Raw genomic sequence first — 25,486 nt, 5'->3', positions numbered from 1 at the left:
TCAAGCACCCGGTTGTGGACAAGTTCAGCGCGCGTAGGGTGCGGCCAGCGGGTCGCCGATGAACACGCCCTGCGCCGGCCAGGCCACGCTGCGCCAATACGCCTCGATGGCGCTGTCGCCGCTCAGGTAGCGCTTGAGCAGCACCGCGGGTTGCGGGAATTTTTGCCAGTGGTTGCACGGCTCCGACACGGTGCCGTAACTGGCCGTGGCGCCCGCCTCCAGCCAGCGCAGGCTGCTCATCTGGCTGGTGCCCAGCAGGTCGCCGCCGGTCGACGTCAGGTGGTCGGCCAGCGCACCGGGCAAAAATTTCAGCGTGTCGAGCTTGTCCACCTTCACCATGCCGGTCTGGTACACCATGATGTCGCTCACGCCTTCGAGCACATCGGCACGCATATTCCTGATGGTCAGTTCGTGCGACTTGACCTGCCCCGACGGCGGGAACAGCCGCGCGCGTGAACTGCGCGCCGTGTCGGACGTGGTCAGGTAATAGGCGCTGGCCTGCGGCAAGCGGAAGTTGCGCATGGTGCCACGCGCGATCAGGGCTTTGCCGAGGTCGAGCGACGTGGTGGGCAGCAGCATGCTGATACGCATGGCAGCAGCCGCTGGCGCCAGCGCATTGGCGTCGCCATAGTAGGCGCTGGGCTTGCCGGGACCGCAAGGCGTGTTGCACTGGTCGGCATCGTAGCCGAGCGTGAGCGCCGACGTGATGGCGTTGCAGCCCACCGCGTACGGCGCGGTCCACACCATCAGCACGGCGCGGATGTCGGGCCGCAGTTGGGCCAGGATCTGCTGGCGCACCGGGGCGAAGTCTTCAGGGCTGAGCTTGCGGGCGCGCGGATCGAGCTGCACGTGAATGATGTTTTTTTCGGGCACCTGGTGCGCCTCGCGATACAGCGCAGCCAGCGCGACGCTATTGGGCTCGTTGTCGTTGACCACCAGCGCCAGCTGGCTGGGCCCGAGCGCGGCATGGGCGCCTCCCGTGACGGTCGCCCCCAGCAAACCCAGCGACAACAAGATGGATGAACGCATCGTCCCACTCCCAAGATCCCGGTCGGCACGACCTGGCTGGCCTCATTATAGGGGTGACGCTGGCGCGCCATAAAAAAATCCCCCGGGCCTGCGCGCGGGGGATTCTTGTCGGTGCGGCGGCGTGGCCGCCTCACCTGCCTAATCAGGCAGCGTTCTTGGCTTTGCGACGACGGGCCATGAAGCCCAGCAGTGCCAGGCCGCCAACCATCATGCCATAGGTTTCTGGTTCTGGTACGGCGGTCACAGTGATGTCGCCGCTGTAGGTGGCGCCAGCTTTTGCGTTGCCGAACAGCGACAGCACGAATGGTGCGCTGTCGGTCGAAGCGAGGTAACCGAAGCTGTATTTGCCGTAGTTATCGAACGTGCCCTTTGCGCCGTTCAGGTTCGACATTGCGCTGTCGAAAGTCAGGTTCTGGCTGCTGATGGTCACCACCACGTTGTACATGCCCGAAGCCAGGCCGGTCAGGGTGATGATGTCGCTGCCGCCGGACAGGATGCCGTCGGTCGGGGTGAACTGACCATTGAAGTGGTTCTGGTTGCCATCGGTCGGGTTGAGGAAGACCGGTACGGATTGGTCGGCAGCAGCAGCACTGAACGAGGCAGCAGCCAACAGGCTGGCAACAAGCATTTTGAATTTCATTTGAAAATTCCTTAGAGGTAATTGGCTACGCTATTGCGCTATAAATGTGTTTTTAGAACAACTTTAAGAATGATAGCACAACAATCTGTAATTCTGTTGTAATTTCCCTACTTTAAATAATTTTTTTGACATAACTTTTCCACAAGGAAATTAAAGCCGACAACGCGGGGCAAAAAGAGACGAATGAGGACGACAAGGCAGGAGGGGGAGCAGGAGAGCGTGGCCGGAGACGAGCGCCCCCGGCCAGGGAGGCGACAGCAGCTAGTGTTTAAGCGATATTCTCTTTCTCTACAACGTCCGCGTCGCTGCGCGGCTTGCTGCGGCGGTCGCGGGCGTTGGTCCACTCGCTGGCGGTGTACTCGGACACGTGCTTCATCTCGCCGGCGCGGTTGACGCTGTACTCCTTGAAGACGATCATTTCTTCCAGGCTGACATCCGCGAACACGCGCGTGTACTCAAACAACACGCTGCGCACAATTTTGGCGCCGGCGCAGATATGACTGCCATGGCCGATCCAGGTAGGGCCGATGATGGTGCTGCCCGCTTCGATCTTGCAACCGGAGCCGATGTATACCGGGCCTTCGATGGTGGTGCCTTCCCAATCGATATTGGTGTTCAAGCCCACCCAGATGCCGTCCGCCAGCTGAATGCCCGGCACGTCCATGTGCGCCACTTCGCCCATCATGACGCTCTGCGACACTTCCCAGTAATCCTTGACGCTGCCGATGTCGATCCAGTTGAAGGCGCGGTTCTGCGCATAGAACGGCACGCCTTTCTCGACCAGCAGCGGGAACAGTTGCGAACCGATATCGAACACCGTGTTTTCCGGAATCAGGTCGAGAATTTCAGGTTCGAAGATATAGATACCGGTGCTGACGAAGTTCGACAGCGCTTCTTCCTCGCTCGGTTTTTCCTGGAATTGGGTGATGCGGCCATCCTTGTCGCTGACCACCACGCCATAGCTCGACACCTTGTCGTATGGTACTTCGCGGCAGATCACGGTCGCCTTGGAACCCTTGCGGCGGTGTTCGAACAGCGCCGATTTCAGGTCGAGGTTGATCACTGCATCGCCGCACAGGACGATGGTGGTGTCGTCGAAGAAGCCGCCGAATTGCTGGATCTTTTTCATGCCGCCGGCCGAACCGAGCGCTTCGGGCACGACTTCGCCTTCGTTGTTGGTGTGGCCTTCGAACGAATAGCCGATCTGGACGCCGTATTGATGGCCTTCGCCGAAGTAGTCCTCGATTTTCTCGTGCAGGTAGCTGACATTGACCATGATCTCGTTGACGCCGTACTTGGCCAGGTGTTCGATCAGGTAAGCCATTACCGGCTTGCCCAGCACCGGTATCATCGGTTTAGGAAGGTCAAACGTCAGGGGGCGCACGCGGGTGCCCTTGCCTGCGGCCAAGATCATAGCTTTCATAATGAGGTCCTTTAGATAGTTAAAAATGTGTGGTACAGGCGGGCGGCGCGGTGCGCGTCATCGCGCACAGGCGGCCGCCGCAGACCTGGTTGTTGACCGTATCGTGCGAGATCATGACATAGCGTCAACTTTTTGACCAGTCCAAATTGCTGCGTGTGCACATCGCCGTCGCGGACGCGCGACGTGACTGGTCTCTTGCAACGCAATATAGCAGAGCCAACTGCCGCTACTCGGTTCCGCTGGCAGCAGTGCGCGCCACGCCGGGATTAAATAGCAATTGAATATCGGCCGTGATAATAATATATTTCAATAAAAATATTTCTATAAAACAATATATTTTTACCATCTACGGATATTCATTATATTAGTAACTAAATTTAACATTTTGCGTGCGTTGAATATCTATTATATTGCTTGCTTTTTGGTTAAAGCAAACCGTGGGTGACTTGCGAAAACCCAGCAACTACGCGGCTTGCAGCGCTTTTTGTGCGTGTGATCAATACGCTCACGATTTGTTGCAGGGGTGCTGCATTCGACCAAATTGAATTGAAAAAAATTTCGCTACGGAAAGACATTGTGTATAATTAATTTCAGGTTGAGTGATCGCCCATTCATTTGAAATTAAATCCAGGAGTTAGACATGTTTCTCAATAATCCGCTTTCTGTGTCCGCACGCCAGCTCACCAAAATGATCGGCTGGTCGGTATTGAGTGCGTGCGCCCTGAGCTTGAACGTGCAAGCGCAGACCACCACCACGCCGCCAGTGAGCATGAGCACGCCTCCAGCGTTCTCCACCTATACCAACCCGTTCGCCGCGCAATCGCTGTGGAACGTCCGTCCGGTGAACCCGGTACTCGACACCTCGTTCACCATTCCTACCTCGAGCTACTACCCGGAGATCAACTCGGGCGCCTACTCGACCGGTTTCTTCCTGGCCAAGGACACCGACCTGCCGATGAAAATTTACGGCCAGGGCGGCGCCAACCTGGTCAACAACCCCGATGCCGGCGGCAGTACGGAAGTCACCCTGCCACGCTGGCCTGCCAACACCCTGCCCGCCACTGGCAGCGACGGCCATGCCGACATCTATGATCCGGTGACCAATGTCATCCACTCGTTCTGGCAGCTCAAGAAGGTCAACGGCAAATGGCAGGCCGCGCTGTACGCCTGGTCGCCAGCCAACGACACCGGCTGGGGCACTCCGGCCCACTTCTATCTTGGCGCCCGCGCCACCGGCGTGGCCGCCTCGGCCGGCCTGATCCGCGCCCAGGAAATCAACGACGGCTTGCCGATGTACCGTCACGCGCTGGCCATGTCGCTGACCTATAACGCCCTGTCGGCAACCGAGCCATATGTGTATCCTGCGACCTCGGCCGACAACGATGCCGCCAAGACCAACACCGGCAAGATTCCCCAGGGTGCGCTGATGATGTTGCCCGCGAACTACGACACCTCGAAGATTTCCAATCTCGCGCTGCGGAAGGTCGCTGAAACGCTGAAAAACTACGGCGCCTACGTGGTGGACCGCAACGTCGGCACGCCGTTCGTGATTTACGTGGAAACCGGCAGCACGCTTGGCCTGCACGCCAAGGGCTGGGACAACAATGTTGCTGCTGAACTGGACCGCATGCGCCAGAACATGCGCCGCGTGATAGGCGCCCAGAGCTGGCAGGATGGCAATGGCAAGGCGTTCGATGCCGCCCAGCCCAACCTCAATGCGCTGTCGATGCGCGGGCCGTGGATCAAGAATTCGGGTACCGTTACCGGCACCTACGATACCTGGTCGCAGTCGATGGTCTTCCCTGCATCGCCGACGAAAAGTGTGATGCAAAACGGCAACTCCACCGGCCTGAGCAAGGTCAAATGGGGCGCGCCAGTGGTCGGCAGCACACAGCAGCTGAAGGTCATCAGCACCGGCGGCGCCACCCTGCGCATGGCGCTGTACTCGGGCGGCACCATGGTGTTCGATACGGGCAACCAGAACAACGGTTACATCAAGCGCTTCGTCTGGCCAGCCGGCGCCTGGTTCGTGCTCTACACCACCAACGGCACCAACCAGGTCTCGAGCGTGCGTGGCGAACTGGTCACCGTGCAACTGGCGCCAGCGACGGCTGCCGCCAACGCCGCCAAGGCCGCCACGCTGAAGACCTTGCTCGAAGCATCGCCGACCTACACCGGCGCGCGTACCGGCGTGCGATAACTAATTGCCGGCTATTATTGCCGGCAATATCCGTTGCTTGCTCACTGGCCGACCTCGCGTCGGCCAGTGGCATTTTGCAGTGCATCAAAAAACCCTACTGTGCGCCCTGCAAGTGAATTAAAATACATCACTTGATGATCAGATAGCATGCGCCGCTGCCGCGCTGCCGCGCACCATGAACCGTTCCCTCTTCAGTTCGCTGGCCCTGCTCTGCCTGGCCAATACCTCGTTCGCTGCCACGCCTGCGTCCACGCCCCCTGTATTTGGTACCGTAGAGCATCCATTCGCCGTCGATTCTCCCTGGAACGCCCGTCCGGTCGGCCCGGTTTTCGGCACTGACGAGATTCCGACGTCGAACTATTTCCCCAACATCGGCGGCGGCCCCTTCTCCACCATCGGTTTCCTCGGTGGCAAAGAATCGCCGTCGCAGGAAGTACTGGGCGCCAAGGGCAAACCCGATGTCTGGGATTACAACCAGGGCGTTCAACGTTCGATCACCATTACCCACTGGCCGGCCGGCCTCACCCCCGCCAGCGGCAGCGACGGCCACGCCGACATCGCCGAGCCGGATACGGGCATGTTGCATTCGTTCTGGCAATTGCGCCAGCGTGGCGACCACTGGTCGGCCGTGGGCTATGCCTGGAGCCGTCTCAAGGGCCGGGGCTGGGGCGATCCCGCCGACTTTTACCAGGGCACGCGCGCGGTGGGCATCCCGTCCACTGCTGGCCTGATCCGTCGTCACGAAATCGACGACGGCCTGCCCACCTACCGCCACGCGCTGGCCATGTCGCTCACGTTTAACGGCCTGGCGAAATCGCCAGCCTACATCTTCCCGGCCACCGCCGCCGATATCGACGCCTCGCGCAACACCGGCAGCATCCCCGAAGGCGCGCTGATGATGCTGCCGCCCAACTACGACACCAGCAAGATCGGCAATCCGCACCTGCGCAAGGTGGCAGACACCCTGAAAACCTACGGCGCTTACGTGGTCGACCGTAACGAGGGCACGCCGTTCTATATATATGTTGAAAATGGCAGCGGCTTCAATTTGCACGGCAATGGCTGGAATGTCGAAGTGGGCAAGGAGCTGCAGCGCATGCGCGCCCACCTGCGCCAGGTGGTCTCGACAAGCGGCTGGCTCGATGGCAACGGCAAACCGATGAAAATGGAAAAGCCGACCAACCTGCTCTCGATGCGCGGCCCGTGGCGCGGCCAGGGCGGCGCATACGACGCCATCACCGACCGGCTCACGCTCGAAGCGGGCGCCAGGTCGCGCAGCTCGGTGCTGCGCGACATCGGCCGCGTCAGCTGGGCCGCGCCGCGCGCCGGCGCCCAATGCCGCTTCAGCGTGCAGGCCACAGGTGGCGCCACCCTGGCCCTGCAGGTCCGCAGCGAGGACATGAGCCGCCAGTTGTTCGACAGCGGCCCGCTGGCCGACGGCGCCAGCGCCACCCTGCCCTGCCCTTCGGGAAAAGCGCGGTATGACCTGATCGCCGCCGGCGGCAAGTCCGACGCTACCGTGCGCGCCACCCTGGCGCCGCAAGATTAATCCTCATGACACGAAAGCACGCACACCATGGCTGATGATGCAGACTGGGCGGCCGACCTGGACCGTTACGGCATGCGCCGCCCCTTCCTCAAGGAACAATCGATCTGGGCGGTGTGGCTTTACCGCCGCGGACGCCGGCTCGACCGCCGTCCGCCTGGCCTCGGGCGCAAGCTCGGGCTGGCCGTGTACTGGGGCTTGTTCCGCGTGATCGAAACGGTGACCGGCGTCAGCCTGCCCAAGAGCGCGACCATCGGCCCCGGCCTGCGGGTCTGGCACTTCGGCAATATTTTCGTGCACCCGGACACCGTGATCGGCGCCCGCTGCACGCTGCGCCAGGGCGTTACCATCGGCAACCGCCACGCCGGCGGCCCCACCCCGGTGATCGGCGACGACGTCGAATTCGGCGCCTATGCGCAAGTGATCGGCGGCGTGCGCATCGGTAATAATGCGCGCATCGGCGCCATGTCGGTGGTGCTGTGCGACGTGCCCGACGGCGCCACTGCGGTCGGCGCCCCGGCGCGCATCATTGCCGCCCGGGAGGCTGCATGATTACCGTGCTCAGCATTATTCTTTGCGCCGTGCTGGCATTGCTGGCCGTACCCGTGCTGGTGCTGCTGGTGCAGTCGCTGCTGGCGGCCAAGCCGGCCGGCCCGGGCCCGGTCCTGGCCGGGCGCCGCCCACGGGTAGCGGTACTGGTGCCGGCCCATAACGAACAGGACGGCATCGGCGCCACCCTGGCCACCCTGCTGCCGCAGATGCTGGCCGGCGACCGCGTGCTGGTCGTCGCCGACAACTGCTCCGACAACACCGCCGGCGCCGCCCGCGCGGCCGGCGCCGAAGTGCGCGAGCGTCACCATGACGAACAGCGCGGCAAGGGCTATGCGCTCGACTTCGGCGTGCAATGCCTGGCCGAAGACCCGCCCGAAGTGATGCTCATCGTCGATGCCGACTGCCTGGTGGAACCGGGCGCCATCGACCGCCTGGCGCGCACCGCGCTGGCCAGCGGCCGGCCGGTGCAGGCGCTGTACCTGATGCGCTCACCACCGGGCAGCGGCCCGATGAAGAAGATCGCCGAATTTGCCTGGACCGTGAAAAACCTGGTGCGCCCGCTCGGCTTCCTGCGCCTGGGCATCCCTTGCCCGTTGATGGGCAGCGGCATGGCCTTCCCGTGGCCGGTGATCAGCACCGCCTCGCTGGCCAACGGCCACATCGTGGAAGACATGAAACTGGGCATGGACCTGACCCGCGCCGGCACGCCGCCACTGTTCTGTCCGTACGTGCTGGTCTCGAGCACCTTCCCCAGCAGCGACGCCGGTACCCAGAGCCAGCGCCGCCGCTGGGAACACGGCCACCTGAGCATGATCGTCTCGGCCGCGCCGCGCTTCCTGCTCGAAGGCCTGGCGCGCGGCCGCCTGGCCATGGTAGGCATGGCGCTCGACCTGATCGTGCCGCCGCTGGCGCTGCTGTCGCTGGCGGTGATCGCCGCGCTGGGCGCCAGCGGCCTGTTCGCACTGATTACCGGCGCGATGGCGCCGCTGCTGCTGGCGCTGTCGATCGCCGTGGCGATGGGCGTGGCGGTCTTGCTGGCCTGGTGGCGCTACGGCCGTCAGACCCTGAGCGCGGTCAACCTGGCCATGGCAGTACTGTATATTTTCTGGAAAGTGCCGGTGTATATCGGCTTCCTGGTCAATCGCCAGGTCGAATGGGTGCGCTCCAAGCGCGACAGCGAATAATTTTATCTACCAAGGAATACTCATGAAAGTTCTGGTTACCGGCGGCGCCGGCTATATTGGCTCGCACACCTGCGTCGAACTGCTGCAGGCCGGTCACGACATCGTCATCGTCGACGACCTTTCCAACAGCACGGTCGAGGTGATCGACCGCGTGACGACGCTGGCTGGCCGCGCGCCGATCTTCGTCGAGGCCGACATCCGCGACCGCGCCGCCATGGAGCAGGTGTTCGCCGCCCACGCGGTGGACGCGGTGATCCATTTCGCCGGCCTCAAGGCAGTCGGCGAATCGGTAGCGCAGCCGCTGCGCTACTACGACGTCAACGTCCACGGCAGCATCGTGCTGCTGGAAACCATGGCTCGCCACAACGTCAAAAAAATCATCTTCAGCTCGTCCGCCACGGTCTACGGTGACCCGGACACGGTGCCGATCCGCGAAGACTTCCCGCTGCGCACCACCAATCCTTACGGCGCCTCCAAGCTGATGGTGGAAAACATCATGCGCGACCACGCCAAGGCCGCGCCGGACTGGGGCATCGTTCTGCTGCGCTACTTCAACCCGGTGGGCGCCCACGAAAGCGGCCTGATCGGCGAAGATCCGCGCGGCATCCCGAACAACCTGATGCCATTCATCGCCCAGGTGGCAGAAGGCCGCCGCGAGCGCCTGTCCGTGTTCGGCAACGACTACGCCACCACCGACGGCACCGGCATGCGCGACTACATCCACGTGGTGGACCTGGCGATCGGCCACGTCAAGGCCCTGAACAAGCTCGACGACAACCACGGCGTGCTGACCTACAACCTCGGCACCGGCGCCGCCAGCAGCGTGCTCGACATGGTGCGCGCCTTCGAACAGGCCTGCGGCAAGACCATTCCGTACAAGATCGAGCCGCGCCGGGCCGGCGACATCGCCGTGTGCTATGCCGCCACCGACGTGGCCGAGCGCGAGCTGGGCTGGAAGGCCCAGCGCAACATCGAGCAGATGTGCACCGACACCTGGCGCTACCAGAGCAGCCTGATCCGCTAAGCCGCAGGTTCCGCCCCAACAAAAAGGCCGCTCAATGCAGATTGAGCGGCCTTTTTGTTGGCATCGAAGCCTTGTAGTGCGTTATTCGTTACACCTTTTCGCCGAAATACTCGCGGCGCATCGACGACGAGATGAAACTCAGGCGGCGCAGGCGGCGCAGCAGCTCGATCGGACGTTTCACCAGCCACTTCGGGAAATATTGCGTCAACACGCTGGCCGACTTGCTGTGCGATCCGACGTGACCCACGCGGTAAACCGCGCCCACGAACGGCACCGGCGCCAGCGACTTGCCGTTCTTTTCCAGGAAGTCGCGGATGAAAATGTGGCTGCCCAACATGCGTTTGACATATTCGTCCGATGCTTGCTCGAAGCTCGCCGGCAGTTCGTACAAGTCAGCCCTGATCAGGTAGCACGTACCGCACAATTTCGAGAAGTCGGCAAAGCGGTAGACATAGTTGCTGCCATCACCCCACACATAACCTTCGCGGATGTACCAGCCGTTCGCCTGCGGGCTGGAGACCGCCAATGCCGCCAGCTTGTTGCTGATGAAATCGTCGTCATCGACCACCATCACGTGTTGCATTGCACCGGCGTGCAACATGCCCGCCAAAATCCGGCGCCCCTTGTCCAGCCTGACCGCTTCGTAAAATGTTTCCTTGTCCACGCTGCCCTGCTCGTGCAGGGGATTGGCCTCGAAGTCGACCCACTTGACATCGAAGCCGGCAGGCAATACCGGCAGATCGGCGCCACGATTGGCGACGATGATCGCTTTCCAGTCAGCGCTTTCCTGCGCCGCAATCGACTTGACGGTCGCGGTGAGATTACTTTTGAGCTTGGCCCAATCACGTGCGTTGTCCTGGTGGCGGACGGGAATTACAAAGGTCAGTGCTTTTTTCATCTTGGTTTCACATCAGTCTGGGCGCTGCAAAAAGAATCGAATGGTTGACACGCGGGCGAACGCTTCAATGGCGCTGTCCGCGCTTGATCAGCACAGCCAGTTTGGCCGCTTCGGTATCGATCGAGTGGCGCTCGACCGCACGCTGGTGGGCGCGTTCGCCCATGGCGGCGATCTGGTCGAGCGGCGTGGCCAGCACGCGCTCGAGGCCGGCGGCGACCGCATCGACATCACCGGCCGGAATCAGCCAGCCGTTCTCGCCGTCGTGCACCAGTTCGGGAATGCCGGCCACGTAGGTGGTCAGCACCGGCCGCCGCAGTACCATCGACTCCATCACCACCACCGGCAGACCTTCGGCAAAGCTCGGCAAGGCCAGCGCGCGCGATGCCAGGATTTCTGCGCGCACCTGGTCGCTGCTGATCCAGCCAGTGATGCGCACCACGTCCTGCAACTGGTGGCGCGCGATCAGGGTCTCGATCTCGCCGCGCATTTCGCCGTCGCCGGCCAGTACCAGTTCCACCGCCACGCCGCGCGCCACCAGTTGCGCCACCGCGCGTACCAGCAGCAACTGGCCCTTCTGTTCGCACAAGCGGCCCACGCACACCAGGCGCGGCGCGGGCGGCGGCGGCACCGCTGCGCCAGCGTGGAACGCCGGCTCCAGGCCGCAATGGACGATTTCAACTTTCGGCCAGTCGGTATACGGGATCCAGCGGAACAGCTGGCTGCGGCCGAAGCTGCTGATCGCCACCACGAACGCCGAACGGGCAATCTTTTCCTTGATATGCAAAAACTCGGGCTTGTCGAATTCTTCGGGCCCGTGCACGGTAAAACTGTAGGCCGGACCACCGAGCGCGCGCGCCAGCATGGCCACCTCGGCCGGGTTGGTGCCGAAGTGGGCGTGCAGGTGCCGCACGCCGGACGCACGCATCCAGCCCACCATGCGGCATGCTTCGGCCAGGTAGATCAGGTGCAGTGGCAGTGGCCGGTCGGCGCGGCGCGCCATGCGTACAGCCAGTTTGGCGGCGCCGAAGAACTGTCCGGGCGCACGCACCAGTTCGGAGAACATGGACTTGGCCAGGGCCAGCGCGCCGTCGCGCAGCAGGTACCGGGTTTTTTCGCGTTCGCGCAAATCTTCGGCATCGACCAGCTGGTCCGCCCAGCCGCGCAGCGCAAAGCGCTCGACCTCGAAGCCCTGGCGCTCCAGCGCCAGGATTTCACGACGGATGAAGCTGTGGCTGACTTTGGGGTACTGATTGATGAGGTAAGCTATTTTCATTAATTCTTCAATTTGACTTTAACGGGGGACATGCCGATGCCGGGCTTTCAGCCTCGGCCGGGGCTTCCGCTTCCACCAGCGGATCGACCGGCTCGCGCTGCGCCGCGTCGGGCGCCGCTTCGGCCACCACGTCGGCGGTAATGGCAACCGCGGGCGTGCGCGACCGGCTGCCGTCGAACCAGCCATTGACGGTGTCGGCCCAGTGCTTGCCGCGCTTCATGAACCAGCTCTCGTAGTACCTGGTCGAAGCATAGGCCAGCAGGAACAGCACGGCAAAGAACAGCGGCCGCTTCAGGTATTTGACGATCACGTCGCCGCTGCCCAGCCAGGTAAAGGTGAGCATCGGATGAATCACGTACAGCGCATACGAAATGCCGGCCACGAACACCAGTACACGACTGTGCAGCCCCAGCACCATGGCTGCAGACGGCTGCATCAGCGTACCGCCCACCAGCAGCAGCGCGAAGTACGGACGCAGGAAATTGAGCCACTGGCCCTGCGGCATGCTGGAAAACAGCAGCAGCAAAGCAAGCAGCCACAGCGGCACCATGCGCAGGCAATCACGCGCACGCGTGCCGAAACTGCCGTGAAACAGCAGGGCCAGCGTACAGCCGGCCAGGATTTCATCGATGCGGTAGTAGCTGATACTCGAGGCGATCACGCCATCCCATACGCGCAGGGCGGTAAACCCCAGTCCTATGAACGGCAGCAACAGCAGACCACGGCCGCGCAGCACCACCACCAGCAGCGCCACCCCCACGTAGAACTGCAGCTCCATGCACAAGCTCCACAAGTGCTCGGTCATGGGCACCAGGTCGTTGGGCATGGCCTGGTCCAGCGGCATGTTGGCGTAAAACAGCAAGTGGCTGGCCCACCGCGACAACGGCGCCAGCGACAGCAGCAGCGCGATGATCATGTACAACCAGGCCAGCGGCAATACCCGGCAAAAACGCTTGACCAGGAAGCCGCCGATGCGCTGATCACGGAGCAGGAACGACGTGATCAGGAAGCCGGACAGGATGAAGAAGATCACCATGCCGAACACCCCGGCGCTGTGGTTGAACAGAAAATGATGCGGCCCCAGCGGCAGCAAATGCGCAGCCAGCACCAGCAAAATACTCAAGCCCCGCCAGCCGTCGAGGACCGACAGATGGCCCCCGTGCGGCACGGCAGAGGCAGGCTCGGGCATTTGCATGTTCTTCATCAAAAGGTTCAGTAGCGTGGCTGAACGGCGGACTGGTACGGGGCCGTCATCGGCGGGGGCACCGTCGACGCGGTAACCTTGGGCGGAGTCACCGCCAGCACGCGCGCCAGCGCGCAACCGGCGCCAACCACGAACCACAGGTACCAGTTATATGACAGGTAATAGAACATATTGTCGCTGAACGAGCAGATCAGGAAACTCAGGATGATCAGGATCAGCGAGAACGAGGCCAGCTTGTCAAACTTCAGCAACCGCGCCAGTTGGCGGATCAGGCTGGCCGATTGCCAGAGGAAGGCCAGCAGCCCGATTACGCCCAATTCGAAAATCAGCTGCACGAAAACGCTGTGGGCGCCGAACTTGGTCTTGCCCGCCAGCGGGAAGAAGATCGGCGAATACTCGGCAAAGGTTTGCAGTCCCAGTCCCCACACGTAATGGAGCGGCGTCATCCAGGCGAACGCGCATTCCCACAGGTACACGCGCCAGGCGAACGAGTTCAGCGTGGCGTAGGTGGCCACTTCGTTGCCCTGCCCCAGGTCAAGCAGCCGGTCGCCGATACCGGGCACAAACAGCGCACCGACGCCGAGCAGCACCATGTACACCAGGAAGCGCCGCTCGAAGATCAGCGCATACAAGGCAAAGCCGATCGCCGTTGCCAGCCAGGCGCTGCGGGTCTTGGTGAGCAGCAGCATCAGCAGCAGCAACAGCACGTAGGCGACCAGGCCCAGGCGCGCGGCACCGCTGGCGCCTGGGTCCATGGTTTTAAGCAGGTAAAACGCCACCACGATGATCACGGTCAGGTAGAACGCCAGCACGTTGGGGTGGGCAAACGTACTTTCCAGGCGGAAGCCGCCACCGAAGTGCAGCGCGATATCGACAAACGCGTACAGCACCGGAATGGCCGACGACCACACCACCAGCCGCAACATGCGGCGGAAATCGGCGCGGTCGGCCACGCACTGGTAGCCGCCCACGAACATGGCGAAATACGACAGCTGTTGCAGGAACAGGCGCACCGATTCGCCGGTGAATGGCGAATGCACGGCGCCCAGTGCCAGGATGACCAGGAACGGCGCCCAGGCCATATAAGCGCGGCCAGGCAGCACCTTGGGACGCTCGAACACCAGCAGCAGCGCCAGCAAGATCACGATGCCGTTGATCACGCCGCCGATGCCGACCATGTAGCCGCCCAGCGAAAAACGGGTGAACTCGAGCGCGTTGTCTCCGCCCGCGCGCAGCACGACGATCAGCAGCAGCGTGAGCTTGCGGTCGTAAATCACCAGCAGCCCGAAGACCATGGCCGCCGGCAAGGCCACCAGCTTGGACAGGCTGCCGTCCATCAGCTCCACCAGGATGGGCGTGGCCGCGCCAAGCAAGCCGGCCAGGCATACCGCCAGCACCACCATCACGTAGATGAGGCGGAACGGGTTCTTGATAAAATCGGGCGCCTTCAACGAGCGCCACGCAGGGCTTTTCAGCAACGCGGGCATAACATACCTATCTCAAATAATACTTCAGGCCAGCTGGGCCGATACACTCATGCGGCGTTTGCCGGGCAAGCGACGGATCAGCCAGGAACGCACCGCGTTCCATTCGCCGGTTTCCGGCGAGTTGGCGGCGCGAAAGCGGTTGTAGCGCCACAGCAGGCTCGCTTCGTGGCGGGTGGAAATGGTTTTGCGGTAGGTGAGCTCGCGTTCGAGTTCATCGGACGGGCCCAGGCCGCGCCGCAGCACGCTGGCCATGCGCTCGAATTCGGCATCGAAATTGCGCTGGCCCTCGACGTCCATCAGGATGCCGCCGTGGTTGCAGAACGGCGCCGGATCGAAATACGGCAACTGGTGGATGGTGCAGAACGCCCGCACCAGGAAACGCGATACATCGAGCGACACTTCCATCTGGTCCATGAACCGGGTGGCGCTGACGTTGTTGCCGTGCCAGCGGTAGCGGATCAGTTTTTCAGGCACGTTGGCGCAGCGGCCCTGGATCGCCAGCTGGCCGAACAGGAAGTAGTCTTCGGCCAGCGACGGCACTTCCAGGCTGTGCTGCGGCGGCAGCACCTTGAGCATGTCGATGCCGTAGCGCACGCCCATGCGGCGCACTTCGTCGAAGCGCAGCATCGACGTCGGGTGCGCGATCGGGTTGCGGAACAGGCTGGCGGCGGCAACCCGGGCGGTGCCGATCGGCATGCTCATCTCGCCGATGTTGGCGCCGGATGCGTCGATCACGTCGGCCTGGCCACCGATGGCCACGCAATTTGGCTGGGCGGCAAACGCGGCCAGGCTGATGGCCATGCGGTCGGGGAAGCAGACGTCGTCGGCGTCATGGCGCAACACGTAGTCGCAGTCGGCCAGGTCGAGGCCGCAATTGAGCAGGCCGGACAGGCCTTTTGCTTCAGGGAACGAATGCAGTTCGATGCGCGGATCGCGCTCGTGGTAGCGCTCCACCATCTCGCGGCTGCCGTCGGTGGAACCGTGGTCGAGCACCAGCACGCGCCAGTCCTGGACGGTCTGCGCCTGGATGCTGTCGAGCGACTCCGCCAGGAAGTCGACGCCGTTTTTAACCGGCAACAATACGTCTATCTTTGCCACTGTGCAGCTCCTCTAAAACTTGCGCCGTTCCCCTCGCTGCCGACGCTGTCAGTTGTGAGCAAACACGCAAAAATAATATCATGCAAAAATTACAAAAACAATCAGGCCTGGGGCCGCTGCCAGCTGCTGACAGCCGCAGTCAGCCTCGATAAGGCGTGCGCAGGTGCAGCGCCTCGAGCGTGAGCCGGCCCAGCTTCTGGATGCTGTGGCGGACGAACGACACCAGGTTGGCGGCCGAGCCTTCGGCCTGCAGCGCCGACCAGTAATAGCCGAAACCGGTACGCGACTGGCCGCGGTTGAACATGCGGTGGCCGATGTCGTAACGCAGACCGACGATCTCGTGGCGCACGGCCGGCGCCAGCGCCGGCCGTTTGCCCACCAGCGGCGAGTCGAGCAATGCCACCAGCACGCGCTCGTGGCATTGCAGCGTCTCGACGAAATTATTGGTGAGGTTGGTCTCGTGCGAAGTCTTGTCCACCAGCACTTGCGACTGCAACAGGAACGGCCCCACGTCGGCGCAGCGCAGCCACAGGTCGTAATCCTCGGCCTGGCGGTAGCGCGGGTCGAACTGCCCTGCCCGCGCCAGCACCTCGCGGCGGATCACCACGTTCGAGCAGGTGCCGACAAAATTGGCCTTGACCAGCGCCTTGAGCGGATCGTTGATCACGGTATCGAATACGATGTCGGGATCGCCCCGGAACTGGGCGAAATGGGCCACGGGACCGCCGATCGAATGGTCGATCACCGTGTAGTTACACGCTAGAAAACCCACCTCGGGATGGCGTTCGAGCAGCGCCAGTTGCACTGCCAGCTTGTCGGGCGACCACAAGTCGTCCGCATCGAGGAAAGCGATCAGCTTGCCTTCGCTGGCGGCAATACCGACATTGCGCGCATTCGACACGCCGCCGTTGGGAATGCTGATGACGCGTATCGCATCGCCGAATTGGGCCAACTGGCCCAGCGTGTCGTCACGCGAGCCGTCGTTGACCACGATCAGTTCGAAATCGCGGCAGGTCTGGGCGAGCACCGTCCTGACCGTATCGGCGATAAAGGCTGCGCCGTTATAGACAGGAATGACGACAGAAAAAGTCACGGACATCTAACACTCACCTCTCAATAAATTGGCGGATCCCGGCGCGGTGCACGGACTGTCCGTTCAGCGCACGACCAGCGCGTGACCGCGTGCATCGGACGCCGCCACCAGTTGCCGCAGGAAGTCCTGTTGCACGGCGTAAGCGGCCGGCGCTTCGGTGTCGTCGCGCACCAGCATCGAGGAACGCACCAGGATGCCGTCTGCCACTTTGCCACGCAGGCCGTCGCGGAAGATCTGCATGCGCATCGCAAAACCACCCTGCGGGTAGGCGTCGCTGATACGGGTCCAGTACGTGACCGCTTCGAGCCGGCCCTGGCCGGTGGCCAGCATGTGCTTGGCCGGCAGCGCCGCAGCGCCGGGCGTGACCACCATCGGCGCTGGCGACAGCGCCAGCACCTTGTAGCCTTGCGCCGGGTAGCAGATTTCAGGCAGGTGCAGCTTGACGTCCTGGCGCTGTTCCTTGGCGTAGGCCAGCGCCAGCATCACCTGCTGCCCCTGGCTGTTGACATAGGTCCGCATCAGCACGTCGTCGTACGGCTGCTCGAGGCTGCGGCCGCCGTCTTCGGCGGTGGACAGCTCGGCCTGGGTAACCACGCCTTGCAACTCGCGCCAGTCGCCGAAGCGGGTGGGCACGCTGGCAGCCAGATCGATGGTTTGCGGGTTGGGCGTGAACTTGGGCGTAAGTGCCCAGGCGCCGCCAACCGCCAGCAACATGCCGGCCAGCAGCAACACCGCCGGACGGGTGGCGACCTGGCCCAGCTGGGCCCAGGCGCCGGGCGCGAGCGACGGCAGTTGCAGACCGGCGCCTTCGTCGCTGGCGCCGCCACGGCGCACCATCCAGCTCAGTGCGCTATCGACGCCGATAATCAGCAGCAGCGCCGACAGGAACAGCACCAGGCCCGAGAAGCCATGCAGGAAACCCTGGCCGGCGGCATCGCCAAAATGGTACGTGATGAGCGACAGGAAAATGATGCGGATGGTGTTGGCGGCAAACGAGATCGGAATGATCAGCATGGCCAGCAGCACGTTGCGCACCAGCGAAGGATGGCGCACCAGGTTCATGTACAGCAGGCCCAGCGCTTCGAGCGTAAACAAGGAGTTCAGGCCGGCGCAGGCGTCGGCCACCAGCAGCTGGTAATGGCCGATGGTGAGAATCACGCCGCTGCGGGCGATCGGGTAATTCATCCAGTACAGCAGATGTTCGGTGGCGGCCGACACGGCAATCTTCATCGGCAGCGTGACCACGTCGACGATGGACGCCGGCAGCGGGATCATGAACATCATGAAGAAGAACGCAAACCACATGCGGCTCCAGGTGCGCACGCCGAACAGTGCGATCATCAGGCCGGCCAGCACCAGGATCAGCGAACCGACTTCGAGCACGTGCACCTGTTGTGAACGGCCGAGCACGTAGCACAGCAGGCCCAGCACGACCACCGGGTAGCCGATGGCCGGCATCGGATTGCGTTCGAACATCTTCTGCGAAATCAGCTGGCGCGTGCGGAAATACAGGAAACCGAAGGCCACGGTCATGACGATCGGACCGTGGGCGTTGCGGTCCGAGCTCCATGGCCCATGGAACAGGTCGATCAGGGTCGGCACGTACAGCGCCGCCAGGCCGGCAAGCAGCACCAGCCACGGGGCGAGCGCTGCAGGCGAAGGCGAAGGTGTCGCCGTGGAGTTCAACGTGTGGGCCATGGCCATATCGGAATCAGAAATTATTGAGCACGGAACCAACCACGTGCACGCGCGCTTCGTTCAACGAGGTGATCAGCTCATGCACCTTGCCGACGTGGGTCACGTCCTGGCGCGCCACCACCACGGCGGCGCCGGTGCGGCCGGCCACCATCTGTGCATCCGACGAATCGCTGCCGGCCGGGGTGTCGATCAGGATCACGTCGTACTGCCCTGCCAGCGTGCGCAGCAGCTGACCCAGCGCCGGCCGACCCAGCAGTTCGGACGGGTTCGGCGGCGGCGCGCCGGCGGTCAGCACCGACAGGTCGAGCAGTGCTGGCACGCGCTGCACCGCTTCGACACTGTTACGGCCCGACAGCACCGACGACAGGCCGACCCGGTTTTCCAGGCTGAAGATGGTGTGCTGGCTCGGATGGCGCATGTCGGCATCGATCAGCAGCGTGCGCTGGCCTTGCTGCGAGAACACCACGGCCAGGTTGGCGGCCAGGAAACTGCGGCCATCGCCGCGCTCGGCGCCGGTGATGGCCAGCGCGCGGCGTTCCTCGCCGGTGTCGAACCAGCGCCACATGAGCTGGTTACGCAGCGCGCGCAACGATTCCACCCGCTCGGTGAACGGCTCGTAAGCGGCCACAACAGACTCGCTGATGTCGCTCTCGCCACGCAGCAGGTACGGGTAATCGTACTGGCGCGACAGCGCAAACTCGATGTCGGCCTCGGACAGCACACCCAGCGCCAGCGCGGCGTCGCCAAAACGCACATTGCGTTCGACCTGGTGGCGCATTACGCGCTCGGCATCGGCCACCGACAGGCGGCCCATCTTGATCAGGATGGCGCCGATAGAACGGTCGGGCACGGCCGACGCCGGCGACTTGTCGCGCAGGTCCGGCACGATATACGGTTGAATGGGTGGATTCTGGTTCATGGAATTACTCCGTAATGATCTGGTGTCGGCGGTCACTGCTGCGGTTGCGGCAACAGTGCTGGCGGCGGGGTGTTCTTGCTGCGCTTGCCGATGCGCTGCTTGGCGATCGTGCCCAGCACCGGCAGGCCAAAGGCGTGCGACATATGCGCGGCCGAGCGCACGCGCTGGTCGAGCAACTCGAGCACCAGGACCGCGCCGGCGCCGAGGATGGTGCCGATCACGACGGCCAGCAGCAGGTTGACGATCAGGCGCGGCGACGTCGGGCTGCCCGGTACTTCGGCGGTGGACAGCACGGCGATATCGGACTGGCGCGCCTGGCCTTCGAGGTTGGTCTGGTTGTAGCGCTGCATGGCGCTTTCGTACGAGCGGCGGGCATTGTCCACTTCGTTGCTGAGCACGACGAATTCGTCGCGCGCGCCGTTCAGTTCCAGCACGCGGGCTTTTTGCGCCGACAGTGCCGAGCGCAGTTCGTTTTCACGCTGGCGGTAGATGTTGCTGCTGCTGGACACGCCGGACGAGGCGACGCGGATCTGTTCATCAAGGTTCGAGCGCAGCTTGTCCACTTCGGACTTCGCCGCGATGTATTGCGGGTGGCTCGAGGCCAGGCGCTGCGAGGTGTCGGCGAAACGCGCTTCGGCCGTGGCCAGCTGCGATTTCAGGCTCTGGATCAGGCTGTTGTTGAGCACGTCTGGCGAGGCGCCGGCATTGCCGCTGGCCTGGCGCGAACGCGATTCCGCTTCCATCAGCTGGCCCTGCGCCTGCACCAGCTGGCTCGACAGCTCGTTCAGGCGCGCGGTTTCCACGTCAACGCGGTTGTCGGCGCTGTAGATGTTGTTCTCTTTCTGGTATTTCGACAGGCGGCTCTGGGCCAGCTCGTATTGTTCGCGCAGCACCTTGATCTGGGTGTTGATGAAGCCCGACGCCTGCTGCGCCGGATCGGTCTTGAGCTGCACCGTGAAATCGAGGTAACCCTGGGCGAAGGCATTGGCGACCGCTGCAACGAACTGCGGATCGTTACCGCGGAAGTTAATGGTCAGCACGCTGCTGTCGCGCGCTGGCTCGACGTCCACCTTGGCCAGCAACAGGCCGGCCAGCCACTCCTTGATCGAACCCTGGCCGTTGCGCGCCTGGCGGAACTGTTCCTGCACCGCCGGGCTGTCGGCCAGGCGCAGGGTTTCCACGGCCTTGAGCGCCACGCTCTTGCTGCGGATGATGTCGGCCTGGGTGGCGACGTAGCCGGTCATCAACTGCACCGGCAGCGTGACGCCGGTGACCGGATCGACGCCCTTGGTATTGAGCACCAGCGAGGTGCTGGCCTTGTAGACCTTGGGCAGCATGGCAGTGATGGCCAGTGCGGCTGCGACCGTGACTGCCAGGATCACGAGGACGATCTTGTAGCGGGCGCGCAGGGCAAAAAACAAATGGGTGAAATTCATGGTGGTCTTTCTCAGTGAAGGTCAGGCGACATCGGCCTTAGAACAGGCTCTCGCGGACGTACAGCACGTCGTCGGGGCGCACCAGGTCATCGTATTTCGCTTCGATGATCTCGATCTTGCCGGCCGCGTCGCGACGCTTGATGCGCAGGCCACGCTCGGTGCCGCGCTGGGTGAGGCCGCCGCCGGTGGCCAGCGCCTGCAACACCGTCATCGAACGCTCGATGCGGAAGGTGCCGGGACGCTGTACTTCACCGTAGATATAGAAACGCGGTGCGCGCTCGATGTACACCACGTCGTTGCCGCTCAACGTCAGGTTGGCCGGCTGGTCGCCGCTGAGGAACAGATCGGTCAGGTTGATCACCTGCTTGGTGGCCTTGCCGTCGGCGCTGCGCATCACCGTGACCTGGTCGCCGCCTTCGGCGCTGACGCCACCGGCCAGGGCCAGCACGTCGAGCAGGTTGCGGCTGGCGTCGAGCGGGAAGCGGCCCGGGCGGTTAACCTGGCCCAGTACCGACACTTGCTGGCTCTGTAGCGACGTCACCAGCATATTGACTTGCGGGTTTTTGACAAAATTGCCGGACACCAGGGCCGCAGCGATTTTTTTCTCGGCCGCAGCGGCCGACAGGCCCGCCACGCTCACCTGGCCGATCAGCGGGAACGTGATGGCGCCATTGGCGCTGACCCGGGTTTCCAGGTTCAGGTCGGGGTTGTTGTAGACGGAAATCTTGACCACGTCGCCGGTACCGAGTACCAAGTCGTTTTGCGGGGCGGCATTGGCCGTGCCCAGCACCAGCGCCAGCAGTGGCGTCATCATCCAGAGTGCGATTTTTTTCATCATATGCTCAATCGTAAGTTAGTGTTATCGGGAGGCCGCTACGGGGCCGTTACTTCAGGCCAGCCACGCCGCGCGCGTGGACGTCGGCTTCCTTGTCGGCTGCCGTGGCCGGCGCTGCCGGTGCGCCCGCAACCGGAGCGGCTGGCGCCGCGCCTGGCTCGTCGGCCTTGTTCTGGTACTCGATCTTGGTGGCCGCACGCAGGCGCGCCAGTTCGGCGGTGGCCGCTTCCTTGATGCGCGCATTGGTCAGGAACTGGGCGATCTGCGCTTCGGAGGCTTGCAGCGTGACCGGCGTATCCTTGATGTCAGCCACCGTCATCAGGGTGCTGCGGTCGCCTTCGCGGACGATGAACAGTTGCCCCTTGGGCAGGTTGACGATTTTTTCGCTCAAGGCCGGCGCCAGGTCGGCCGTGCTGCGGCTTATTTGCTGACGGGCAAACTTGATGTTGTTGCGCTCCATGAAGGCCGCCACGTCGTCGATCGACTTGGCGCTGTCGATTTCTTTTTTCAGGTTATCGGACAGGTCGCTGGTGGCCAGGTTGAGCTGGCGCAGCTCCATCGTCTTGCGCTGCGCAAACAGGGCCGGATTCTTGTCGAAATATTGGGCAATTTCATCGCGGGTAGGCTTGGCCGGCGTGCCCGTCTTGTTTTGCATGTAGGCTTGGGCGATGATCAGCGCCTTGGCGCGTTCGATGGACTGCACCACTTTCGGATCGCGATCGACTTTCTCTTCCATCGCCTGGTTAAGGACGATCTGGCGGTCCACCAGCGATTCGAGCACCTGCTTGCGCGCCTGCGCCTGCTGCGCGACCGGCACGTTGACCCGTTGCAGCTCTTCGTTCAGCTGCAGCGCGGTGACTTCTTCCTTGCCGACCTTGACCAGCGCCTGGCCCGACTTGCTTTCGCCTTTGCCGCAAGCGACCAGCGCAACGGCCATGGTCACTGCCAGCGCCGCCGAACCGAGCTTGCGCTGGAGGTGGGTATTGCCAAATTTATTGTGTTTCAAGATAGTTCCTCATTGTTCTCGTTGGTGCCGTGCGCAGCGTGCCATCCACGTAATTCATTGCCATTTTCCCAATTCACGTGCACTAAAAGCAATTTCAAGACCGGATTATCACACAACTCTCTGCGGTGCAGCATATTTTCTTTGTAAAAATGTTATCGGTCCATGTGCGTGCTCAGTGAGCATTCTCGCGTTTCAGGACCACCAGCACGGTACGCACGATAATCCACATATCGAGCCACACCGACCAGTTGCGCAGGTAGTCGAGGTCGTACTGGATGCGGGCCTGCATCTTGTCCAGCGTATCGGTTTCGCCGCGCAAGCCGTTCACCTGGGCCCAGCCGGTAATGCCCGGCTTGGCCTTGTGGCGCAACATGTAACCCTTGATCAGCTTGCGGTACTGCTCGTTGTGCGCCACCGCGTGCGGCCGCGGTCCGACGATGCTCATGCGGCCTTGCAGCACATTGATAAATTGCGGCAATTCGTCGAGCGACGTACGGCGCAGAAAACCGCCAATTTTGGTCAGGCGCTGATCGCCCTTTTTCGCCTGGACCACCTTGGCGCCGTCCTCGGCCACCGTCATCGAGCGGAACTTGTAGACCAGGATTTCCTCGCCATACAGTCCGTACCGGCGCTGGCGGAAAATCACCGGGCCCGGCGACGTCAGTTTCACTGCCGCAGCAATCGTCAGCATGATCGGCGTGAGCATGATCTGGATGATCAGCGCCAGCACGATGTCGCTGATGCGCTTGATCATGCTGTTAAACCCTGTGAACGGCGACTCGCGGATGCCGATCACCGGCATGCCACCCACGCTGGCGAAGCGCGCCTGCATCAGGTCGAAGATATAGATATCGGGCAGGAAATAAACCGAGGCCGTGGTGTCTTCCAGATCTTCCAGCAAAGACATGATGCGCGGCTGGGCCGAAATCGGCTGGCTGATCACGATCATCTTGATGTTGTGCTTGCGTACGTACGCCGGGATATCGCTCATCTGCCCCAGCAGCGGGTGTTCCATGTTATGGGGACGGCGCTCCTGGGCACGGTCGTCGAAATAACCGTGCACGGCCATGACCGAACTTTCATGGCGATCGATGGTGGCGGCGAAGCGCACGCTGACGTCGTTGGCGCCGATGATCACGACCGAGGTTTTCTGACCCTCGAGCGGAGCGGCGCGCAGCCTGAACACGGCCAGGTGACCGAGCATCAGTACCAGCGGGGTGCCGACGCACCAGGCCAGCAAGACCTCGCGGTCGTAATGCACCAGCATGCCGCTGCTCACGCCGATCAGCGCCAGTACCGTCACCGACAGCAGCCAGCCCAGCACGATATCGCGCGCGACCTTGCTCAGCTTGCCGGTGCGCCAGGTACTGTACGGATCGATGTACTTGTACAGCGACGACGAGACGAAGAACGCCAGCACCATCAGGATCAGCGAGTAGCCGTTGAAGCCATTACCCAGCACCAGGGTGCACAGGTACAACATGCCCATGATGACGAGCGGATCGACGACACGCTCGAAAAAGGAGACGAGAGGAATTTCGTTGACGTTCATGAGGCTTAGAAGGTCACGGTGGCGTTAAAAGCGGCACCTTTGGCGCGGAAACTGCTGGTCCTCGCAGCAATACTGCCATCGCGTTCGGTATGGAAGGCAGACAGCCCAAGACTGAGGTTGCGCAGCGGCTTGTAAGTGACGCCGAGGTTGGCTGTCTTGGTCGTGTCAGTCAGTCCGGTCAGGTTGAAGACGCCCTGCAATGGCTTGAAGTCGCGCTTCTCGTTCTTGTATGCGGCATTGACTTCGATTTTGGAGGTGGCGGTCCACTTGGCGTTGATGCCCTGGCCGGTGGACAGTGCCGTATTGACGAATACGCCCTCGGCGGCGCCGAACTCGCGCCAGGCCATGCCCGTCAATTGCACCGAGGAGAACTTGTTCCAGTTCACGATCAGGCGGCCATTGGTGCCCGAAGCGTTGCGCAGGCTCGACGAATTGACCTCGCGCCGCGCCCAGCCGCCCACGAAGATCACCTGCGAAATGCCGGTAGCGTTCCACACGACATTGAGCTTGACCTCATCCTGGGTAAAACCATTATCGATGAACACGCCGTTGTTGAGCGCCTGCGTCGGATACTTACCCTTGATCTGGCGCGCCAGCAGGCCGACCGTGCTCTCGCTCGGGGCCAGGTAGTCGAACCCGGTTTCCACGGTTTTTTCGGTGCGGTTGTTGAACTGCTGCGACGGCAGGTCGAAATCGAAATCCTCGGACGTGTAGCCGGCGCGCAGTTGCCACGACGGATGCAGGCGCCAGGCAACGTTACCGTACTGCTTATTCTGCACCCGCAGGTTGCGCGCGGCCACCTGGAAGTCGGCAAACGAGGCCAGCGACTGGCTGTAGGTGGCGCCGATATGGCCGCTCAGGGTTTGCGCAAGACGCCAGTCGAGGTCGAGCGCGGCATCCTTGCCGGTGTAGTCGAGCTCACCAAAGCGGTTGAACGTGACCTTGGTGGCGCGGATGTTGCCGGTCAGGCGCTGGCGGCTGATCGGTCGGTTGATGCCGACGCCAACCACCGCCGAGCGGTAGGTGTCGGAGGCGCCGTCGCTGCCGACCACGGACAGGTCGCGGCGCAGCAGGTTATCGTCGTACGACACGATGGCAGACGCGAACGGCGTCAGTGTATCGCTGATCTGGGCCTGGGCGTGGGGGGCATACAGGCTGCCTATAACCAGTGGTAATACAAGCAGTTTCCCGGCGCCGGGGACGCGGCGCATCACCACGCGTTCACCCTGCACAGGACAACGAGGGACATGGATAGTTGCAGGTAACTCAACATTTTTTTGCTCTTATTCGAAATGGACAGGCGGCGCGCCACCAACATATTGCACTGCGTCAATAAATATAATCGACGTTCAATAGCTGTTGCCAGATGCTAGCACCAACCATGGTAAA

Annotated in this window: 21 protein-coding genes; 5 read left to right on the top strand and 16 right to left on the bottom strand. The window is 62.6% G+C overall.

Features of this window, described 5'->3' with window-relative positions; translation table 11 throughout:
- Positions 1 to 24 precede the first annotated feature (24 nt).
- From DUPY_RS07320 to DUPY_RS07310, 3 genes are all read right to left on the bottom strand, one after another.
- On the bottom strand, positions 25 to 1,029 hold the full coding sequence (locus DUPY_RS07320; RefSeq protein ID WP_070247170.1) for a TIGR03790 family protein: 1,005 nt from the start codon (positions 1,027 to 1,029) through the stop codon (positions 25 to 27).
- Positions 1,030 to 1,171: 142 nt separating this feature from the next.
- Positions 1,172 to 1,669, bottom strand: a complete 498-nt coding sequence (locus tag DUPY_RS07315; protein WP_070247169.1) for an FxDxF family PEP-CTERM protein — start codon at positions 1,667 to 1,669, stop codon at positions 1,172 to 1,174.
- 268 nt (positions 1,670 to 1,937) lie between these two features.
- A complete protein-coding gene (locus DUPY_RS07310) occupies positions 1,938 to 3,092 on the bottom strand; it encodes a nucleotidyltransferase family protein (protein WP_070247168.1) in 1,155 nt (384 codons plus the stop codon).
- 640 nt (positions 3,093 to 3,732) lie between these two features.
- Between DUPY_RS07310 and DUPY_RS07305 the strand changes: the two genes are divergently transcribed.
- The 5 genes from DUPY_RS07305 (at position 3,733) to galE (ending at position 9,598) form a co-directional block, all read left to right on the top strand.
- Positions 3,733 to 5,292, top strand: coding sequence for an Atrophin-1 multi-domain protein (locus DUPY_RS07305; RefSeq protein ID WP_070247167.1), 1,560 nt, complete (start codon positions 3,733 to 3,735; stop codon positions 5,290 to 5,292).
- Between the two features lie 175 nt (positions 5,293 to 5,467).
- Positions 5,468 to 6,841, top strand: a complete 1,374-nt coding sequence (locus DUPY_RS07300; RefSeq protein ID WP_070247166.1) for a hypothetical protein — start codon at positions 5,468 to 5,470, stop codon at positions 6,839 to 6,841.
- Positions 6,842 to 6,868: 27 nt separating this feature from the next.
- Entirely contained in the window at positions 6,869 to 7,390 is a 522-nt protein-coding gene (locus tag DUPY_RS07295) for a serine acetyltransferase (RefSeq protein WP_056139087.1), read from the top strand.
- The gene (locus DUPY_RS07290) at positions 7,387 to 8,574 is read left to right on the top strand and encodes a glycosyltransferase family 2 protein (protein ID WP_070247165.1); all 1,188 of its coding nucleotides are present in this window, start codon (positions 7,387 to 7,389) and stop codon (positions 8,572 to 8,574) included. The genes DUPY_RS07295 and DUPY_RS07290 overlap by 4 nt, the downstream gene beginning before the upstream one ends.
- A gap of 22 nt (positions 8,575 to 8,596) precedes the next feature.
- Entirely contained in the window at positions 8,597 to 9,598 is a 1,002-nt protein-coding gene (gene galE / locus DUPY_RS07285) for a UDP-glucose 4-epimerase GalE (protein ID WP_070247164.1), read from the top strand.
- Between the two features lie 88 nt (positions 9,599 to 9,686).
- Here galE and DUPY_RS07280 read toward each other — a convergent pair whose 3' ends face one another.
- The 13 genes from DUPY_RS07280 to epsL all read right to left on the bottom strand — a co-directional run bounded on the left by DUPY_RS07280 (position 9,687) and on the right by epsL (position 25,308).
- Positions 9,687 to 10,496: a galactosyl transferase gene (locus tag DUPY_RS07280; protein ID WP_070247163.1), complete on the bottom strand. Its 810-nt coding sequence runs from the start codon at positions 10,494 to 10,496 to the stop codon at positions 9,687 to 9,689.
- A 64-nt stretch (positions 10,497 to 10,560) separates the two neighbouring features.
- On the bottom strand, positions 10,561 to 11,769 hold the full coding sequence (locus DUPY_RS07275) for a glycosyltransferase family 4 protein (RefSeq protein ID WP_070247162.1): 1,209 nt from the start codon (positions 11,767 to 11,769) through the stop codon (positions 10,561 to 10,563).
- Between the two features lie 7 nt (positions 11,770 to 11,776).
- Entirely contained in the window at positions 11,777 to 12,973 is a 1,197-nt protein-coding gene (locus DUPY_RS07270; RefSeq protein ID WP_229255269.1) for an acyltransferase family protein, read from the bottom strand.
- A gap of 8 nt (positions 12,974 to 12,981) precedes the next feature.
- Complete coding sequence (locus DUPY_RS07265; protein WP_070247161.1) at positions 12,982 to 14,460, bottom strand: O-antigen ligase family protein; 1,479 nt, start codon at positions 14,458 to 14,460, stop codon at positions 12,982 to 12,984.
- A 24-nt stretch (positions 14,461 to 14,484) separates the two neighbouring features.
- Complete coding sequence (locus DUPY_RS07260) at positions 14,485 to 15,558, bottom strand: glycosyltransferase (protein WP_070247160.1); 1,074 nt, start codon at positions 15,556 to 15,558, stop codon at positions 14,485 to 14,487.
- Positions 15,559 to 15,697: 139 nt separating this feature from the next.
- Positions 15,698 to 16,657, bottom strand: coding sequence for a glycosyltransferase family 2 protein (locus tag DUPY_RS07255; protein ID WP_070247159.1), 960 nt, complete (start codon positions 16,655 to 16,657; stop codon positions 15,698 to 15,700).
- Between the two features lie 57 nt (positions 16,658 to 16,714).
- A complete protein-coding gene (gene xrtB / locus DUPY_RS07250) occupies positions 16,715 to 18,349 on the bottom strand; it encodes an exosortase B (RefSeq protein ID WP_167359042.1) in 1,635 nt (544 codons plus the stop codon).
- Between the two features lie 13 nt (positions 18,350 to 18,362).
- Positions 18,363 to 19,268 (bottom strand): chain length determinant protein tyrosine kinase EpsG, encoded by a 906-nt coding sequence (gene epsG, locus DUPY_RS07245; protein ID WP_141749450.1) that lies wholly within the window; start codon positions 19,266 to 19,268, stop codon positions 18,363 to 18,365.
- A 32-nt stretch (positions 19,269 to 19,300) separates the two neighbouring features.
- Positions 19,301 to 20,704, bottom strand: coding sequence for a chain length determinant protein EpsF (gene epsF, locus DUPY_RS07240; protein ID WP_070247157.1), 1,404 nt, complete (start codon positions 20,702 to 20,704; stop codon positions 19,301 to 19,303).
- 37 nt (positions 20,705 to 20,741) lie between these two features.
- Positions 20,742 to 21,539 carry a polysaccharide export protein EpsE gene (epsE, locus tag DUPY_RS07235; RefSeq protein ID WP_070247156.1) on the bottom strand — a complete coding sequence of 266 codons (798 nt, stop codon included), beginning with the start codon at positions 21,537 to 21,539 and terminating at the stop codon, positions 20,742 to 20,744.
- Positions 21,540 to 21,588: 49 nt separating this feature from the next.
- The gene (locus DUPY_RS07230; RefSeq protein WP_070247155.1) at positions 21,589 to 22,545 is read right to left on the bottom strand and encodes an EpsD family peptidyl-prolyl cis-trans isomerase; all 957 of its coding nucleotides are present in this window, start codon (positions 22,543 to 22,545) and stop codon (positions 21,589 to 21,591) included.
- A 172-nt stretch (positions 22,546 to 22,717) separates the two neighbouring features.
- Positions 22,718 to 24,097, bottom strand: coding sequence for an undecaprenyl-phosphate glucose phosphotransferase (locus DUPY_RS07225; protein ID WP_070247154.1), 1,380 nt, complete (start codon positions 24,095 to 24,097; stop codon positions 22,718 to 22,720).
- Positions 24,098 to 24,102: 5 nt separating this feature from the next.
- A complete protein-coding gene (epsL, locus tag DUPY_RS07220) occupies positions 24,103 to 25,308 on the bottom strand; it encodes an XrtB/PEP-CTERM-associated polysaccharide biosynthesis outer membrane protein EpsL (protein ID WP_070247196.1) in 1,206 nt (401 codons plus the stop codon).
- Positions 25,309 to 25,486: the final 178 nt, after the last annotated feature.

Source organism: Duganella phyllosphaerae (genome assembly GCF_001758785.1).
Classification (GTDB): Bacteria; Pseudomonadota; Gammaproteobacteria; order Burkholderiales; family Burkholderiaceae_D; genus Rugamonas; species Rugamonas phyllosphaerae.
The sequence above is the reverse complement of the archived record's forward strand: the minus strand, read 5'-3'. Positions and strand labels throughout refer to the sequence as shown.

What these genes read in the sequence shown, in the direction of transcription:
- DUPY_RS07320 (WP_070247170.1), bottom strand. Translation starts at nt 1,029, where the DNA reads ATGCGTTCATCCATCTTGTTGTCGCTGGGTTTGCTGGGGGCGACCGTC.
- DUPY_RS07315 (WP_070247169.1), bottom strand. Translation starts at nt 1,669, where the DNA reads ATGAAATTCAAAATGCTTGTTGCCAGCCTGTTGGCTGCTGCCTCGTTC.
- DUPY_RS07310 (WP_070247168.1), bottom strand. Translation starts at nt 3,092, where the DNA reads ATGAAAGCTATGATCTTGGCCGCAGGCAAGGGCACCCGCGTGCGCCCC.
- DUPY_RS07305 (WP_070247167.1), top strand. Translation starts at nt 3,733, where the DNA reads ATGTTTCTCAATAATCCGCTTTCTGTGTCCGCACGCCAGCTCACCAAA.
- DUPY_RS07300 (WP_070247166.1), top strand. Translation starts at nt 5,468, where the DNA reads ATGAACCGTTCCCTCTTCAGTTCGCTGGCCCTGCTCTGCCTGGCCAAT.
- DUPY_RS07295 (WP_056139087.1), top strand. Translation starts at nt 6,869, where the DNA reads ATGGCTGATGATGCAGACTGGGCGGCCGACCTGGACCGTTACGGCATG.
- DUPY_RS07290 (WP_070247165.1), top strand. Translation starts at nt 7,387, where the DNA reads ATGATTACCGTGCTCAGCATTATTCTTTGCGCCGTGCTGGCATTGCTG.
- galE (WP_070247164.1), top strand. Translation starts at nt 8,597, where the DNA reads ATGAAAGTTCTGGTTACCGGCGGCGCCGGCTATATTGGCTCGCACACC.
- DUPY_RS07280 (WP_070247163.1), bottom strand. Translation starts at nt 10,496, where the DNA reads ATGAAAAAAGCACTGACCTTTGTAATTCCCGTCCGCCACCAGGACAAC.
- DUPY_RS07275 (WP_070247162.1), bottom strand. Translation starts at nt 11,769, where the DNA reads ATGAAAATAGCTTACCTCATCAATCAGTACCCCAAAGTCAGCCACAGC.
- DUPY_RS07270 (WP_229255269.1), bottom strand. Translation starts at nt 12,973, where the DNA reads ATGAAGAACATGCAAATGCCCGAGCCTGCCTCTGCCGTGCCGCACGGG.
- DUPY_RS07265 (WP_070247161.1), bottom strand. Translation starts at nt 14,460, where the DNA reads ATGCCCGCGTTGCTGAAAAGCCCTGCGTGGCGCTCGTTGAAGGCGCCC.
- DUPY_RS07255 (WP_070247159.1), bottom strand. Translation starts at nt 16,657, where the DNA reads ATGTCCGTGACTTTTTCTGTCGTCATTCCTGTCTATAACGGCGCAGCC.
- xrtB (WP_167359042.1), bottom strand. Translation starts at nt 18,349, where the DNA reads ATGGCCCACACGTTGAACTCCACGGCGACACCTTCGCCTTCGCCTGCA.
- epsG (WP_141749450.1), bottom strand. Translation starts at nt 19,268, where the DNA reads ATGAACCAGAATCCACCCATTCAACCGTATATCGTGCCGGACCTGCGC.
- epsF (WP_070247157.1), bottom strand. Translation starts at nt 20,704, where the DNA reads ATGAATTTCACCCATTTGTTTTTTGCCCTGCGCGCCCGCTACAAGATC.
- epsE (WP_070247156.1), bottom strand. Translation starts at nt 21,539, where the DNA reads ATGAAAAAAATCGCACTCTGGATGATGACGCCACTGCTGGCGCTGGTG.
- DUPY_RS07225 (WP_070247154.1), bottom strand. Translation starts at nt 24,097, where the DNA reads ATGAACGTCAACGAAATTCCTCTCGTCTCCTTTTTCGAGCGTGTCGTC.
- epsL (WP_070247196.1), bottom strand. Translation starts at nt 25,308, where the DNA reads ATGCGCCGCGTCCCCGGCGCCGGGAAACTGCTTGTATTACCACTGGTT.